This window comes from Tenacibaculum caenipelagi, assembly GCF_004363005.1.
In the GTDB taxonomy this organism is placed as follows: Bacteria; Bacteroidota; Bacteroidia; order Flavobacteriales; family Flavobacteriaceae; genus Polaribacter; species Polaribacter caenipelagi.
Genome location: NZ_SNYH01000005.1, coordinates 397884 through 413115, shown reverse-complemented (window position 1 = coordinate 413115; position 15232 = coordinate 397884). Strand labels below are relative to the sequence as shown.

Genomic DNA, 15232 nt, shown 5'->3' with positions numbered 1-15232 from the left:
AAGCCCATTAGCGCCGATGGTACTGCCACTGGTGGGAGAGTAGGTCGTTGCCTTTCTTTTAAACCTCAATCTTTTATTAGATTGAGGTTTTTTTTGTTCTTATTTTTCGAGAACTCCTTTTACTATGACTAGATGTCGTAGTTTTTTATCCTTTACCCGTTATTTTTATAACTTTAAAAGAATTAATTTAGCTTCAAAAGTGAGGAGATGAATAAAGCAATTTATATAGCTGCAAGTGATGCAAATTCAGGAAAATCTATGTTGAGTTTAGGATTAATGCAGCTTTTACTTCGTAAAAAACCTAAAGTAGGATATTTTAGACCTATTATCGACAATCCAATAGGGGATAAAAAGGATAATCACATTAATACTATTCTTAATTACTTTAATCTTAAATGTGACTATGAAGATTGTTATGCTTTTACACGTTCAGAACTGATTAGAAAACTTAATGATGATAAAGAAGATGAAGTCATTAATAAAATCATTGAAAAGTATAAGAGATTAGAAGAAGAAAACGATTTTGTTATTATTGAAGGAAGTGATTTTTCAGATCATGGAGCTGTGATAGAAATGGATTTAAATGTACTTATAGCAAAAAATATAGGTAGTCCAGTAATTATAGTTTCAGGGGGAGTAAACAAAACACTTGATGAGTTTATTCAGAGTTTGCGATTAACCTATGATTCATTTATAAATAAAGATGTACAGGTTATTGCAGTTGTTGCAAACAAAGTACAAGAAAAGAACATACCAATTATTGTAAAGGAGGTCGGCTTGAATTTGCCAAAATCAGTTTCAATAAATGCAATTCCAATAGATCAAAAACTAAATAACCCAACTATTAAAGAGTTTTTAAAAGAAATTGATGGTAAAGTTTTATTTGGTGAAGAGTTTTTAAATAATACCACAGGTGATTTGAAAGTTGGAGCGATGCAGTTATCCCATTTTTTGCACCATTTGACAGACGATAACGTTGTAGTAACCCCGGCAGACAGGTCAGACATATTGTTAGGGACTTTACAAGCCAATATTTCTAGTAATTATCCATCTATAGCAGGGATTATCCTTACAGGAGGTATGGAGCTAAATCCGTCTATTATTAAATTAATTGAAGGATTAGAAAAAATAGTGCCTATTTTATGGGTTCAAGACGGAACTTTTAGTGTAGCATCAAGATTAGGTGCAGTTCGTTCGCATATTTATGCAGAGAATGTAGATAAAATAAAAATGTCTATCAATATGTTTGAAAAACATATTGATGTGGCTAGCTTAAATGAAAAATTAGTCAGTTATAAAGGAACAGAAGTACTCACACCAAGAATGTTTCAGTATAATTTATTAAAAAAGGCTAAAGAAGTACGAAAACATATTGTATTACCAGAAGGAAACGATGACAGGATTTTAATAGCCACTTCTCAACTACAAAAAACAGATGTTGTTAAGTTAACGATATTAGGAAAAAGAGTAAATATTGAAGCTTCGGTAAAACGATTAAACATTCCTTTTGATTTTGATAAAACAGAGATTATCAATCCAATAGAATCTGAATACTTTGCAGATTTTTCTAATACGTTATATGAATTAAGAAAACATAAAGGATTAAGCCCTGCGATGGCGGAAGACTTGATGGGAGATGTTTCTTATTTCGGAACTATGATGGTATACAAAGGGTTAGCTGACGGAATGGTCTCTGGAGCAGCACATACGACTCAACATACTATAAAACCAGCTTTACAGTTTGTAAAAACCAAACCAGGATTTTCAGTAGTTTCATCAATTTTCTTCATGTGTTTAGAGGATAGAGTTTCTGTATTTGGCGATTGTGCTATTAATCCGAACCCTACAGCAGAAGAATTAGCAGAAATTGCAATTTCATCAGCAGATTCTAGTATTGCTTTTGGTATAGATCCTAAAATAGCTATGTTATCATATTCATCAGGTACTTCAGGAAAGGGAGAAGATGTAGATACTGTTAGAAGAGCTACTGAAATTGTGAAGGAAAAGCGTCCAGATTTAAAAGTAGAGGGACCAATTCAATATGATGCAGCAGTTGATCCTTCCGTAGGAAAAAAGAAATTACCAAATTCAGAAGTTGCAGGTCAAGCAAATGTGTTAATTTTCCCTGATTTAAATACCGGAAATAATACTTATAAAGCAGTACAACGTGAAACAGGAGCTTTGGCAATTGGACCAATGCTACAAGGGTTGAATAAACCTGTAAATGATTTAAGTAGAGGTTGTACCGTTGATGATATTTTTAACACCGTAATTTTAACTGCAATTCAAGCGCAAGAATAGCTTGCTTATTAATATAAAAACATGAAAGTTTTAGTAATAAATTCAGGAAGTTCCTCAATAAAATATCAATTGTTTGAAATGCCTCAACAAGAGGTGCTTTGTTCAGGATTGATAGAAAGAATTGGTTTAGAAATAGGAAAAGTTCACTATAAATCTAACAATAATAAAGTAGAAGAAGAGGTAGCAATTGCAAATCATAAATCTGGTTTAGAAAGGGTAGTTGATTTATTGTTAGATAAAAAAGTGGGTGTAATTTCCTCTACTGATGAAATTAAAGTTGTTGGACATCGAGTAGTTCATGGAGGAAGTACATTTACAAAAACAACTATAGTTACTGAAGAGGTTAAAAAGAAAATAGAATCGTTATTTTCATTAGCCCCGCTACATAATCCAGCAAATTTAGAGGGAATTACAGTCTCTGAATCTATTTTTAAGAATGCACAACAAGTAGCCGTTTTTGACACAGCATTTCATCAAACCATACCTGTTGTAGCTTATAAATATGCGATCCCTAATAAATTCTTAGATGAACATAGAATTCGTTTATATGGTTTTCATGGAACTAGCCATAAATATGTGTCGGAAAAAGCGAATGAATATCTTCAGAAAGAGCATTCAAAAATTATTACAATTCATTTAGGTAACGGATGTAGTATTACTGCGGTTGAAAATGGAAAGAGTATTGATCACAGTTTAGGGTTTGGTCCTGTTACGGGGTTAATCATGGGGACGCGTTCTGGAGATATTGATCATTCTTTGATTTTCTATTTGATAAACAACTTAGGGCATGATGCGGATTATATAAACGACATGCTACAAAAAGAAAGTGGAATGTTAGGATTAACTGGTTTCAGTGATTTACGAGATATAGAAGCAGCGGCAGCAAAAGGAGATAAAAATTGTCAGTTAGCACTGGATATGAATGCTTATAGAATAAAAAAATATATAGGTTCATATGTTGCTGCAATGAATGGTTTGGATGCAATTGTATTTACAGCGGGTATTGGTGAAAATTCTGATGTGATTAGAAGATTAGTTTGTACAGATATGGAGTATTTAGGAATCGAATTGGATACAGAAAAGAATGCTATTCGAGCTAAACAGTTCACTGAAATACATAAAGAAACTTCCAAAGTAAAAGTGTTGGTAATTCCAACAAATGAAGAGTTGGAAATCGCAAAACAATCGTACGAGTTATTATAGTATGAATTATAAGTATGCTTATTTAGTACAGTTTCAATATTTAGGATTTCGTTTACACGGTTGGCAAAAACAACCCAATTTAAAAACAGTTCACTTTTTTGTTGATAAGACACTAAAGTTTGTTTGTAAAGGAATTCGATGTAAGTCAGTAGGAGTTGGGAGAACGGATGCAAAAGTTTCATCAACTGATTATTATTTTCAGTTGTTTATAGATGAAAAATTAGATGAATCTTTTTTTATTGAAGATTTTAATCGCAATTCTCCTTCTGATATTCGAGTGTTAGCTGTAGAGCAACTTCATGATGAAGAGTTCAATATTATTCAACATCCAAAAGTAAAAGAGTATCGTTATTACTTTTCTTTTGGGGAGAAAAATCATCCCTATTGCGCTCCTTTTTTAACAGGGTATTTAGATGAGTTAAATGTAGAATTGATGAAAGAAGGAGCACACTTATTTGAAGGCTTTCATAATTTTAAACATTATTGTACGAAGCCATCACCCGAAACTAGAGTTGAGCGTGCTATTGATGTGTGTAAAATAGAAGAAAATACTGAATTATCAGCTTCCTTTTTTCCAGAGAAAAGTTATGTGTTGATTATTAGAGGAAGTGGTTTTTTACGTAATCAGATCCGTTTGATTATGGGAGCCTTGGCTGAATTAGGTAAAGGGAACTACGATTTAGAATTTATCAAAAAAAGTTTAAGACCTGAAAATAGTGATATCGATTTTATGAAAACTATTGCACCAGCTTCAGGTCTGCATTTACATAATGTTGAGTTTGAAAAAGAAGTATAAGTGTTGCTAAGTTTTTTTCGATGCTATTTTTAATAAATAGGCATCGCCTAATTTAGAACTTCTCGTTTTCGGATTTAAAAACTTCAGGTTAAGTCTGGTTACTCTAAAATGATCAACTTTGTATTTTTTTTCAATAGTAAACCCTTCTTTTTCAATTCTCTCAAGAGGAATATTACGGATAACAATCCAAACGTCTTTATCAATTTTTTTTAATTCTTCTTTTGTAATATGTGGCGTATTTCTTTGTGTATAAAAATCTAAAGGCCAAGAATAATCATTCTCATATAAAAACACATTGTTAATATCGATAGAGTCATTTTTATTAATGATTTTAGCAATTTGTAAGCCTCCTTGGTACTGCAATAACTCAGGGTAGAAGTAAGAGTTAAGTACTACATTAACAAACACCATTAGTAACACAGAATTAATAACTATCTTTTTACTGAAAGCTTCCTTTTTTAGTAAGGTTAAGATTAAGACTAAAAATAAAACACTACTAATTATTAAAGTTAAAATAGAAGGAGGATTAAAAGTAAAGCATAAAATTAAGACAACAACAATTGTTAACACAGTAATCATGAAGCAAGCAAAGCCAAAAAATACTTTTAATGTTTTTTGTTGATTGTCTTTTTGTAGATTATACAAAATTCCAGCTGTAAAAATTGATAATAAGGCTAATAACGGATTTAAATAATGAGGTAACTTAAATTTTGAAAAGCTAATAATTAAAAGTGTAATTAATACTCCTCCTATAGTTAATAGTTCTATACCTTGTACAGGCTTAAACTTATTTTTAAATAATTTTTTTGTTTGATAAAATAAACCGTAGTACATTAAAAAAGCCCAAGGTAAAAAGGTCCAAAGTAGAGAATGAAAAAAGAAAAAGTAATCAGGGCTGTTTTGTTTAAATCCAGTAGCAGTTATTCTCTCAACATTTTGGTTCCATAGAATAAAGTTCACCCCATCCATTCCAAACTGAACATAGTAGCCATATAATACAGGAGTAATGGATAAGAAGAAAGCGACCAAGCCAAGAACCACTTTATATGAGAATATTACGTTAAACTTTTTAGTATAAGTTATATGAGAAAATATAGCAAAACAAATGATACCTACTCCATAAAATCCTTTAGTAGAAAAAGAAATTCCCATACCAATAGCTCCTAAAATAATTGAAACAAGCTTTTTGGTTGAAACATATTCAAACAATTGCCAAATAGCAAAAATCGTAGCTCCGGTTAATACAGCATCTGTACGAACATCATGGTTAGATAAAATAATAGATTGACTACTTAAAAAGATAAGGGAACCATAGTGAGCAACACTTTCATTGTATAATTTTTTTGTTAATTGATAAATTGAATACGCTCCTAAAAAAGTAAAGAACAAGGCTGGAATTCGATATGCCCATTCATGCAAACCAAATATTTTAAACGAAATAGTAGATAACCAAAAATGCATATGTGGTTTATCTAAATAAGGATTTGGACCTTTTAGTAATTCAAAAAAATTATCACTTAAATACATACGCATTGCTATGGTGGCATGTTGTGCAGAATCGTTAGCCATTAAAGGAATAAATAATCCTATTGCGTAAACAATTACAACTAAAAAATAGAGATATTTAATGTTTTTTTGTTGGTAAAAAAAATCCATAAATTATTTATTGTGTGGAACAGTTTTTAACTGTACTTTGTTTATAATAAAAGCTAATCCAACTAAAGAAATTAAAGCTGTAATGATGTTAAAAGAAAGCCCAATGCTTGTAGCAATAGTTTCTTGAGTATTTAAAAAAGTAGAAGTTTTTAAGAAAACATATTCTCTTGTTCCAAATCCTGCAAAGGATATTATCGAAAATACAGATGAGACTAAAAAAATAAAACAATAACTTATATACCCCGCTACGTTTAATTGAAAAGCTTTAACAATACAAATAATTACTCCTATTTGCAATAATTGAATGATTACTGAATACCCAAAACTATAGTTATAATAAGCATTACTATTTTTAAAAACCCGTACCATAATGAGTTTTGTAAAAAAGAAAGAAATTATAATGATTAAGAGACCTACAAAAAAAAGTATAGAATTTGAGAAAAATAAATAACCTCCCATTAAAACCAATAAAGAAAAAATAGCAAACAAACCAATAAGTCTATCAACAAATACACATATGGTAAGTTGTTTGGTTTTCCAACCAAACTGTTTATTTAAAATATATACTTTATAAGCGTCTCCACCAACTCCTCCAGGGATAAAGAAATTGTAAAACATTCCAACGAAATACAATTTTAAATTACTAATTTGACTTAGATAAAATTGATTTTGATGAAAAATATAATTTAATCGTAAAGATGAAATAAATTGTGAAATTACAAATAAAACAATAGCTAATGTTATATAAAAGGGATTGGACTTTTGATATAACACAATGATTTGATTAATATCAATTTTTGTAAAAACAAGGTATAAGAGTAATAAACTCACACCAATCTTTGCGATTGTTTTAATTGTTTTTGTACTCACTGATATGAATTTTTCTGATTGCGTAAGGTCTTTTATTCTGTGATTCGTAATAGGTTCTCATTAGTAAATCTGCTATGATACCTACAGTAAAAAATTGCAAACTTATGATTATGAATATTACTCCAACAATTAACAAAGGTCTTCCCCCAATATCATAACCTAAAAACTTTAAAACTAATAGATAAAGGTTAATAACAAGACCAATAAAAAGAAAGAATAATCCAAAGTTTCCAAATAAATGCACAGGTCTTTGTAGGTATTTTCTTTGAAAGAGAATTAAAATAAGATCATTAATAACTTTTACGGTTCTATTTAATCCGTATTTCGATTTTCCATTTAGTCTGGGATGGTGTTTTACAGGAGTTTGTGTGATTTTTGCACCATTTAAATATGCTAAAAGATTGATAAATCGATGCATTTCACCATAGAGATTAAGATCTTTTGCCGTGTCTTTTTTAAAAACTTTAATAGCACAACCTTGATCTTTTAAATCTAATTGAGTAGCTTTTCTAATTAAAAAATTGGCAATTTTTGAAGGAAGTTTTCTAACTAAAGAATCTTTTCTTTTTACACGAACTCCAGTAACTACATCCCAATCTTCATTTTTTGCTTTTTCTATCATGTGAGGGATATCAGAAGGATCATTTTGCATGTCACCATCAAGTGTAACTATAAAATCACCTTTAGCATAATCAAACCCAGCTGCCAAGGCTAAACTTTGCCCATAGTTTTTACGTAACTCAATAAGAATAATATTAGGATTGTTCATGCTGATGATATTTTTTTTAGTGTTGTCTTTAGAAAAATCATCAACAAATATTATTTCGTAGTTTAAACCATTTAAACTGTCATCAATTTTTTTTGTTAAAGGGATTACATTATCCTCTTCGTTATATACAGGTATAACTACAGAGACATATTTGTGAGGTCTTTTATCAAGCATGTTTAATCTTTTGTAGTAAATTTACTACAAAAGATTTAAAAAAATAAAAGTTCCTATTTTAAGGAACTTTTATTTTTATGAATAGTATGTATATTCTATTAGTCTTTAATTAAACTTCTTGAGATTACAATTTTTTGAATTTCTGAGGTTCCTTCATAAATCTGAGTAATTTTAGCATCACGCATTAAACGCTCTACATGGTATTCTTTTACGAAACCATTACCTCCATGAATTTGAACAGCCTCAACAGTTTGTTCCATTGCTACTTTAGAAGCGTATAATTTAGCCATAGCACCTTCACGATCATAGTTTTCACCAGCGTCTTTTTTGCAAGCAGCAGCCATTACTAAATGACGAGCAGCAGCAATTTCTGTATACATGTCAGCTAATTTGAAAGCGATAGCTTGATGGTTGCAAATCTCTGTACCAAAAGCTTTACGTTCTTTAGAGTATTTTAATGCTAATTCGTAAGCTCCAGCAGCAATACCTAAAGCTTGAGCAGCAATACCGATACGGCCACCAGATAATGTTTTCATTGCAAATTTGAATCCGAACCCGTCTTCACCAATACGATTTTCTTTAGGCACTTTTACATCGTTAAATTGTAAAGTGTGTGTATCTGAACCACGAATACCTAATTTATCTTCTTTAGGACCAACGTGGAAACCTTCCATACCTTTTTCAACAATAAAAGCATTGATTCCTCTATGACCTTTAGCTCTATCTGTTTGAGCAATTACTAAATAAGTATCTGCACGACCACCATTGGTAATCCAGTTTTTAGTACCATTTAATAAGTAGTAATCTCCTTTGTCTTCAGCAGTAGTTGCTTGTGAAGTAGCATCAGAACCAGCTTCAGGCTCACTTAAACAAAAAGCTCCAATATGCTCACCAGTAGCTAATTTTGTTAAATATTTTTGCTTTTGTTCTTCAGATCCATAAGCTTCTAAACCGTAACAAACTAATGAATTGTTTACAGAAACCATTACTGAAGCAGAAGCGTCAATTTTAGATAATTCTTCCATAATTAATACATAAGAAATAGAATCCATTCCACTTCCTCCATATTTAGGATCTACCATTACTCCTAAGAATCCTAATTCCCCCATTTTGCGAACTAATTCGTCAGGGAATTGCTGTTTCTCATCTCTTTCTATAACTCCAGGCAATAATTCGGTTTGAGCAAAATCACGTGCGGCATCACGAATCATTAAGTGCTCTTCTGTAAGGTTAAAATCCATTATCTATTTGTGTTTTATTAAAAAATTCGTAAAAAATGTGTCCAAAGATACTTTTTTAATGGCAATTTTTCAATAGACTTGTTATTTTTACTTTATGCAAGAAAATTATATTTACTGTATTGGATTGATGTCGGGAACCTCGTTAGATGGGATAGATTTAGCGTATATAAAAATGAATAGATATTCGTATAATGATTTTGAGATTTTAAAGGCTGACACGATACCATATTCTAGTGAATGGAAGAAGAAATTACAAGAAGCAATTACATATAAAAAGGAAGACTTATTTATTTTAGATGTTGTTTATGGTGAGTTTTTGGGAAAGATTTTAAATAATTTTATTAAAACTCACATGATTGTTAATCTAGATTTTATTGCTTCTCATGGACATACAGTTTTACATCAACCTGATAATGGAATTACCTTACAAATAGGAAATGGACAAGTCATAGCCGATATAACCAAACAAAAAGTAGTATGTGATTTTAGAACTCAAGATGTTCAACTAGGTGGGCAAGGAGCTCCTTTAGTTCCGATAGGAGATAAATTGTTGTTTTCTAATTATGATTACTGTTTGAATTTAGGTGGATTTGCGAATGTTTCTTACGAAAAAAATAGTCAAAGAGTTGCTTTTGATATTTGCCCTGTAAATATTGTATTAAACCACTATACTCGTAAAATAGGAGTAGAATATGATGATAAAGGTAAGATTGCTTCAGAAGGAAAAATCAATACAGAGTTATTAGAGCATCTGAATAACCTTTCTTTTTATAAAGAAATACCTCCTAAATCGTTAGGATTAGAGTGGGTTCAAGAAAATATTTTTCCTTTAATAGATCGGTATGAGACTGATATTCCTACAATTTTAAAAACATTTATTGAACATGTGGCAAAGCAAATAGGAAGTCTAATCAATAAAGATTCATCAATTTTGGTAACTGGAGGAGGGGCTTTCAATACTTTTTTAATGAGTAGAATTGAATATTATGCGGAAACTATAATCAAACAAGTAAGCAAAGAATTAATTAATTATAAAGAAGCACTGGTTTTTGCTTTTTTGGGTTTGTTACGTGTTGAAAATCAGGTAAATTGTTTAAAATCAGTGACAGGTGCTAGTAAAGATCATTCTTCTGGAAAGATTTTTTATGCTGTTAAATAATTTAAAGTATTTGAGTACTAATTTTTTTATGGTAAATTTGTTCGGAAACAACTATATAACAAAATCTACACTAAAATGAATCAACTTTAGCTCCCCCCACGGGGAAATAATGACAAAGGTTTTTTGAAAATGAAAAAGAAATCATATAAAGTTGAAAATCATCTATTACAAAACTAAATAATGAAAGAATTACTTAAACGATACGAAGAAAGACAACCAGAAATAGTGTTTAATTGGAAAGATCCAGAAACTGAAGCAGAAGGTTGGACAGTTATAAATTCGTTAAGAGGTGGTGCTGCTGGTGGTGGTACACGTATGCGTAAAGGATTGGATAAATATGAAGTAATGTCGCTTGCAAAAACAATGGAAGTAAAGTTTACTGTATCTGGTCCAGCAATTGGTGGGGCAAAATCTGGGATTAATTTTGATCCTCAAGATCCACGTAAAAAAGGAGTATTAGAACGTTGGTACAAAGCCGTTGCTCCGTTATTAAAAAATTATTACGGAACTGGAGGTGACTTAAATGTTGACGAAATTCATGAAGTAATTCCTATCACAGAAGATAGTGGAGTTTGGCATCCACAAGAAGGAGTTTTTAATGGACATTTTAAACCTACTGAAGCAGATAAGATTAACCGTATTGGTCAGTTGCGTCACGGAGTTATAAAAGTGTTAGAAGATGAAAACTTATCACCAAGTGTTGAAAGAAAATATACAGTAGCAGATATGATTACGGGGTACGGTGTTGCAGAAGCTGTACGTCATTATTATGATATTTATGGAGGAACTGTAGTTGGTAAACGAGCAGTTGTTCAAGGTTTTGGTAATGTAGGATCCGCTGCTGCTTATTACTTAGCACAAATGGGGGCTAAAGTTGTAGGAATTATTGATCGTGTTGGTGGAGTTATCAAAGAAGAAGGATTTTCTTTTGAAGAAATACAAGAAATGTTCTTACATAAAGATGGTAACACTTTAGTTTCAGAAAATATGATTCCGTTTGAGGAAATAAATGATCGTATTTGGAGCTTACCATGTGAAATTTTTGCACCTTGTGCAGCTTCAAGATTAGTTACTCAAAATCAAATTGATCAGATGATAAACTCAGGTTTAGAAGTTATTTCATGTGGAGCTAATGTACCGTTTGCAGATAAAGAAATTTTCTTTGGGTCAATTATGGAAGATACCGATAAAAAAGTAAGTTTAATCCCAGACTTTATTTCTAACTGTGGTATGGCAAGAGTATTTGCCTATTTTATGGAACGCAGGGTAGAAATGACAGATCAAGCTATATTTGAAGATACTTCAAATACAATTAAAAAAGCCTTACAAAGAACGCATGCTAAAAGTGCAGCAAAAACTCAAATAAGTGAAACGGCCTTTGAAATAGCGTTAAAAGAATTAATATAAAATTTAATATATGGAATTAGCAATCATAGTAGTATTTGTACTTGGATATTTAGCTATCACATTAGAACACAATTTAAAACTAGATAAATTAATCCCTGCCCTTGGAATAATGGCAACATGCTGGGCTTTGGTGGCTTTAGGAGTAGATGGTTTTACTAATTGGTTCGATTCTGGAAAACATGCTTTAGTTGAAGGTTTTTCTACATTAGTACATGAAGATAAAATGCATTTGATGGAAGAAACTCTTTTACATCATTTAGGAAAAACTGCAGAGATTTTAGTATTTCTTTTAGGAGCAATGACTATTGTTGAAATTATTGATTACTTCGATGGGTTTTCAACAATTAAAGGGTATGTAAAAACGAAGAGTAAGAAAAAAATACTATGGTTGTTTTCAATCTTAGCATTTATTTTATCTGCAATTATTGATAATTTAACAGCTACGATTGTATTAATTTCTATTCTTCAAAAAATAGTAAAGAAGAGAGAAGACCGTATTTGGTTTGCGGGTTTAATTATTATCGCTGCCAATGCAGGAGGAGCATGGTCACCTATTGGAGATGTAACAACTACTATGTTATGGATAGGTAAAAAAGTAACATCAGGAATGCTGTTTTTATACTTATTCATTCCATCTGTGTTATGTATGGTAGTACCTTCATTTATAGCTTCATTTTTACCTGCGTTTAAAGGAGAAATTGAAGTAGACGAAAATGAAGAGAATGAAAAACCACATAAATATAGTGCAATAATGTTATACTTAGGTTTAGGGGCAATCGTATTTGTTCCTATATTTAAAACAGTAACACATTTACCACCATATGTAGGAATGATGTTGTCTTTAGCAGTTGTAGCTACATTTGCAGAAATTTATTCAAGAACAAAATTTTCTTTAACTGATTTTGATACTACGGAATCTGATGCACATGCACATCATAGTCCGGTGCATCATTCGTTATCGAGAATTGAAATGCCTAGTATTTTATTTTTCTTAGGAATTTTAATGGCAGTAGCTGCTTTAGAATCATTAGGTATTCTGTTTAACTTTGCAGGTTCATTACAAGAAACAATGCCTATGTTAGGTACTGAGTTGCATCACGAAGGAGTTTCAGATTTAGTAGTATTATTATTAGGTGTAGGTTCAGCAGTGATTGATAATGTACCTTTAGTAGCAGCTTCTTTAGGAATGTTCTCTGAACCAATAGACAATGAACTATGGCATTTTATAGCCTTTTCTGCAGGAACAGGAGGTTCGATGTTAATTATCGGTTCTGCTGCAGGAGTAGTCGCTATGGGAATGGAAAAAATAGATTTCTTTTGGTATTTAAAGAAAATTTCATGGCTAGCACTTATTGGTTTTATAGTAGGTTCGTTAGCATTTATGATAACAAGAACTTTGTTTTAGAAGAAATCATAAAATAATTCAAAAAGTCTTCCTTACCACATAAGTTAAGGGAGACTTTTTTATACTTGAAGTCGTAAACAATTAAAGAAAAAACAAATCGTTAGATAAATAACGAAAAGTAAATTATAAACCCTAATTTTTTGTATTCATGCTGTTATTTCAAGAAGCTCAAGAACTAGTAGAAGAAATGCCTGAGGAAAAGACATTGTCAATCTATAATTTAATTATGGATGGTGGTGTTGGCGGACAAGTAATCATAGCCATTCTATTTGTGCTATTAGCGGTAGCGCTATACATTTATTTTGAGCGATTTTTTGCCATCAAAGATGCTTCTAAAGTAGATGTAAATTTTATGGATCAAATTAGAGATCATGTAACCAATGGAAGATTAGATAGCGCTAAATCACTTTGTGAAACAACCAAAAGCCCTACATCAAGGTTAATAGGAAAAGGGATTTCCAGAATAGGAAAGCCTTTAGAAGATATTAATACAGCAATTGAGAATGCAGGAAAACTAGAAGTATATCAATTAGAAAGAAATGTCTCAGTATTAGCTACTATAGCAGGGGCAGCACCTATGATTGGTTTTTTAGGAACTGTAATCGGAATGATTGTTGCTATACATGAAATAGCAAACTCAGGAGGACAAATAGACATAAAAATGTTATCTGACGGATTGTATACAGCAATGACAACTACTGTTGGAGGGTTAATTGTTGGTATTATAGCATATATTGCTTATAACCATTTAGTAGTTCGTACCGATAAGGTAGTATATCAAATGGAAGCGAAGTCGGTTGAGTTTTTAGATTTATTAAACGAGCCAGTATAATGAATTTAAGAGGAAGAAATAAAGTCAATCCAAATTTTAATATGTCATCAATGACCGATATTGTTTTTTTGTTATTGATATTTTTTATGTTAACATCCACACTAGTTACGGTAAGTGCTATAGATGTATTGTTGCCAAAAGCTGGAGGTAAAACAGAGAATAGTAAATCGATTGCAGTAACAATTACAAATGATTCTTCATTTTATATTGATAAAACAAAGGTGAGTGATGCAAATTTAGAAAGAGAATTACTTACTAAAGTAGGAGCTGATAAAAAGAAAACGGTGGTAATTCGTGGCGATCAAAATGTACCGTATAAAAATGTAATGCAAGTAATTGATATTGCTAATAGAAATAAGTTGAAAATGATTTTAGCTGTAAAAGGCAAATAAATGACAGTTTTAGATACTCAACATAAACGTAAATCTGCTGTAATAACAGTAATTATTCTGATACTTTTACTATTCGGGATTTTTAATTACGGAATGAAATATCTCGATCCGCCAATTGAATATGGATTAGCAATCAATTTTGGAAATTCTGAAGTAGGGAGTGGTGAACCTGTTGAAAAAACAAAAGCACAAGCAACTCCACAACAAGAAGAAGTTGTAGAAAAACAGGCTGAAGAACCCCCTGAAGAAACTGTTAAAGAAGAAATTATCACAAATGATACAGCCGAAGAAGTTCCAGTAGTTGAAAAAAAAGTAGAAAAGAAAGAAAATGTAAAAGAAACTCCGAAAGAAGTAAAACCTAAAGAGAAACCAAAGCCAAAACCATCTAAAGAAACAACAGATGCGTTGAATAGCCTGTTAAATGGGACCTCAAAAGATGGAGCAACTTCAGGTGAGGGAGATGATAAGCAAGCAGGTGTAAAAGGGAATGAAGACGGAGATCCGAATTCAGATAAATACTACGGGAATTCAGGAAGTGGTTCAGGCGGAAATTATAATTTAGCAGGAAGAAAAGCTCTATCTAAACCTGTTGAAAAGCCTAATTGTCAGGAGGAAGGCACAGTGGTAGTGAGTATTGAAGTAGATCAAAATGGACAGGTAATTAAAGCAATTCCAGGAGTGAAAGGAACAACCAATACAGCTCCTTGTTTGTTAGAACCTGCAAAACAAGCAGCATTAAGAACTAAATGGAATGCAGATGGAAATGCACCATCAAAACAAAGAGGAACAATTATCTACAAGTTTTCTCTTTCAAAATAGCATATCTTTGTTAAATCATTAGAAAGAATAGTTATTCAATAAGGCTATGTATCTGCAAAGTAAATTCAGAACATAATCATTGAAAAAATCAATAAACATAAATACATGAAGTTAACTGTTGTTGGAACAGGATATGTAGGCTTGGTATCAGGAACTTGTTTTTCAGAAATGGGAAATAAAGTTACCTGTGTAGATATCGATCAAGAAA

At 31.4% G+C, this 15232-nt stretch carries 14 protein-coding genes; 10 read left to right on the top strand and 4 right to left on the bottom strand.

The window, feature by feature from the left end; all coding sequences use genetic code 11:
• Positions 1-207 precede the first annotated feature (207 nt).
• From pta to DFQ07_RS12930, 3 genes are read left to right on the top strand one after another with little or no spacing between them, the layout of a single operon-like run.
• Positions 208-2301, top strand: coding sequence for a phosphate acetyltransferase (pta, locus tag DFQ07_RS12940; protein ID WP_133537516.1), 2094 nt, complete (start codon positions 208-210; stop codon positions 2299-2301).
• A 21-nt stretch (positions 2302-2322) separates the two neighbouring features.
• Positions 2323-3504 carry an acetate/propionate family kinase gene (locus DFQ07_RS12935; protein WP_133537514.1) on the top strand — a complete coding sequence of 394 codons (1182 nt, stop codon included), beginning with the start codon at positions 2323-2325 and terminating at the stop codon, positions 3502-3504.
• Positions 3461-4300, top strand: a complete 840-nt coding sequence (locus tag DFQ07_RS12930) for a tRNA pseudouridine synthase A (RefSeq protein WP_243743985.1) — start codon at positions 3461-3463, stop codon at positions 4298-4300. Before DFQ07_RS12935 ends, DFQ07_RS12930 begins: the two co-directional genes overlap by 44 nt.
• 6 nt (positions 4301-4306) lie before the next feature.
• Here the strand turns inward: DFQ07_RS12930 and DFQ07_RS12925 are convergent, their stop codons facing one another.
• The 4 genes from DFQ07_RS12925 to DFQ07_RS12910 all read right to left on the bottom strand — a co-directional run bounded on the left by DFQ07_RS12925 (position 4307) and on the right by DFQ07_RS12910 (position 9010).
• Positions 4307-5956 (bottom strand): ArnT family glycosyltransferase, encoded by a 1650-nt coding sequence (locus tag DFQ07_RS12925; RefSeq protein WP_133537512.1) that lies wholly within the window; start codon positions 5954-5956, stop codon positions 4307-4309.
• A 3-nt stretch (positions 5957-5959) separates the two neighbouring features.
• Positions 5960-6826: a lysylphosphatidylglycerol synthase transmembrane domain-containing protein gene (locus tag DFQ07_RS12920; RefSeq protein WP_166627792.1), complete on the bottom strand. Its 867-nt coding sequence runs from the start codon at positions 6824-6826 to the stop codon at positions 5960-5962.
• Positions 6807-7769, bottom strand: coding sequence for a glycosyltransferase family 2 protein (locus DFQ07_RS12915; RefSeq protein WP_133537508.1), 963 nt, complete (start codon positions 7767-7769; stop codon positions 6807-6809). Before DFQ07_RS12915 ends, DFQ07_RS12920 begins: the two co-directional genes overlap by 20 nt.
• A 98-nt stretch (positions 7770-7867) precedes the next feature.
• Positions 7868-9010, bottom strand: a complete 1143-nt coding sequence (locus tag DFQ07_RS12910; protein WP_133537506.1) for an acyl-CoA dehydrogenase — start codon at positions 9008-9010, stop codon at positions 7868-7870.
• 94 nt (positions 9011-9104) lie between these two features.
• Between DFQ07_RS12910 and DFQ07_RS12905 the strand changes: the two genes are divergently transcribed.
• The 7 genes from DFQ07_RS12905 to DFQ07_RS15895 form a co-directional block, all read left to right on the top strand.
• A complete protein-coding gene (locus DFQ07_RS12905; protein WP_133537504.1) occupies positions 9105-10169 on the top strand; it encodes an anhydro-N-acetylmuramic acid kinase in 1065 nt (354 codons plus the stop codon).
• Between the two features lie 180 nt (positions 10170-10349).
• Positions 10350-11576, top strand: coding sequence for a Glu/Leu/Phe/Val dehydrogenase dimerization domain-containing protein (locus tag DFQ07_RS12900; protein ID WP_133537502.1), 1227 nt, complete (start codon positions 10350-10352; stop codon positions 11574-11576).
• A gap of 10 nt (positions 11577-11586) precedes the next feature.
• On the top strand, positions 11587-12981 hold the full coding sequence (nhaD, locus tag DFQ07_RS12895) for a sodium:proton antiporter NhaD (protein WP_133537500.1): 1395 nt from the start codon (positions 11587-11589) through the stop codon (positions 12979-12981).
• Positions 12982-13129: 148 nt separating this feature from the next.
• Positions 13130-13813, top strand: coding sequence for a MotA/TolQ/ExbB proton channel family protein (locus DFQ07_RS12890; protein WP_133537498.1), 684 nt, complete (start codon positions 13130-13132; stop codon positions 13811-13813).
• The gene (locus tag DFQ07_RS12885; RefSeq protein ID WP_133537496.1) at positions 13813-14205 is read left to right on the top strand and encodes an ExbD/TolR family protein; all 393 of its coding nucleotides are present in this window, start codon (positions 13813-13815) and stop codon (positions 14203-14205) included. The genes DFQ07_RS12890 and DFQ07_RS12885 overlap by 1 nt, the downstream gene beginning before the upstream one ends.
• Positions 14206-15024, top strand: coding sequence for an energy transducer TonB (locus DFQ07_RS12880; RefSeq protein ID WP_133537494.1), 819 nt, complete (start codon positions 14206-14208; stop codon positions 15022-15024).
• 105 nt (positions 15025-15129) lie between these two features.
• A partial coding sequence (locus DFQ07_RS15895) for an NAD-binding protein (RefSeq protein WP_166627791.1) occupies positions 15130-15232 on the top strand: 103 nt, incomplete at its 3' end.

What these genes read in the sequence shown, in the direction of transcription:
- pta (WP_133537516.1), top strand. Translation starts at nt 208, where the DNA reads ATGAATAAAGCAATTTATATAGCTGCAAGTGATGCAAATTCAGGAAAA.
- DFQ07_RS12925 (WP_133537512.1), bottom strand. Translation starts at nt 5,956, where the DNA reads ATGGATTTTTTTTACCAACAAAAAAACATTAAATATCTCTATTTTTTA.
- DFQ07_RS12935 (WP_133537514.1), top strand. Translation starts at nt 2,323, where the DNA reads ATGAAAGTTTTAGTAATAAATTCAGGAAGTTCCTCAATAAAATATCAA.
- nhaD (WP_133537500.1), top strand. Translation starts at nt 11,587, where the DNA reads ATGGAATTAGCAATCATAGTAGTATTTGTACTTGGATATTTAGCTATC.
- DFQ07_RS12890 (WP_133537498.1), top strand. Translation starts at nt 13,130, where the DNA reads ATGCTGTTATTTCAAGAAGCTCAAGAACTAGTAGAAGAAATGCCTGAG.
- DFQ07_RS12930 (WP_243743985.1), top strand. Translation starts at nt 3,461, where the DNA reads ATGAAGAGTTGGAAATCGCAAAACAATCGTACGAGTTATTATAGTATG.
- DFQ07_RS12915 (WP_133537508.1), bottom strand. Translation starts at nt 7,769, where the DNA reads ATGCTTGATAAAAGACCTCACAAATATGTCTCTGTAGTTATACCTGTA.
- DFQ07_RS12910 (WP_133537506.1), bottom strand. Translation starts at nt 9,010, where the DNA reads ATGGATTTTAACCTTACAGAAGAGCACTTAATGATTCGTGATGCCGCA.
- DFQ07_RS12880 (WP_133537494.1), top strand. Translation starts at nt 14,206, where the DNA reads ATGACAGTTTTAGATACTCAACATAAACGTAAATCTGCTGTAATAACA.
- DFQ07_RS12905 (WP_133537504.1), top strand. Translation starts at nt 9,105, where the DNA reads ATGCAAGAAAATTATATTTACTGTATTGGATTGATGTCGGGAACCTCG.
- DFQ07_RS12885 (WP_133537496.1), top strand. Translation starts at nt 13,813, where the DNA reads ATGAATTTAAGAGGAAGAAATAAAGTCAATCCAAATTTTAATATGTCA.
- DFQ07_RS12900 (WP_133537502.1), top strand. Translation starts at nt 10,350, where the DNA reads ATGAAAGAATTACTTAAACGATACGAAGAAAGACAACCAGAAATAGTG.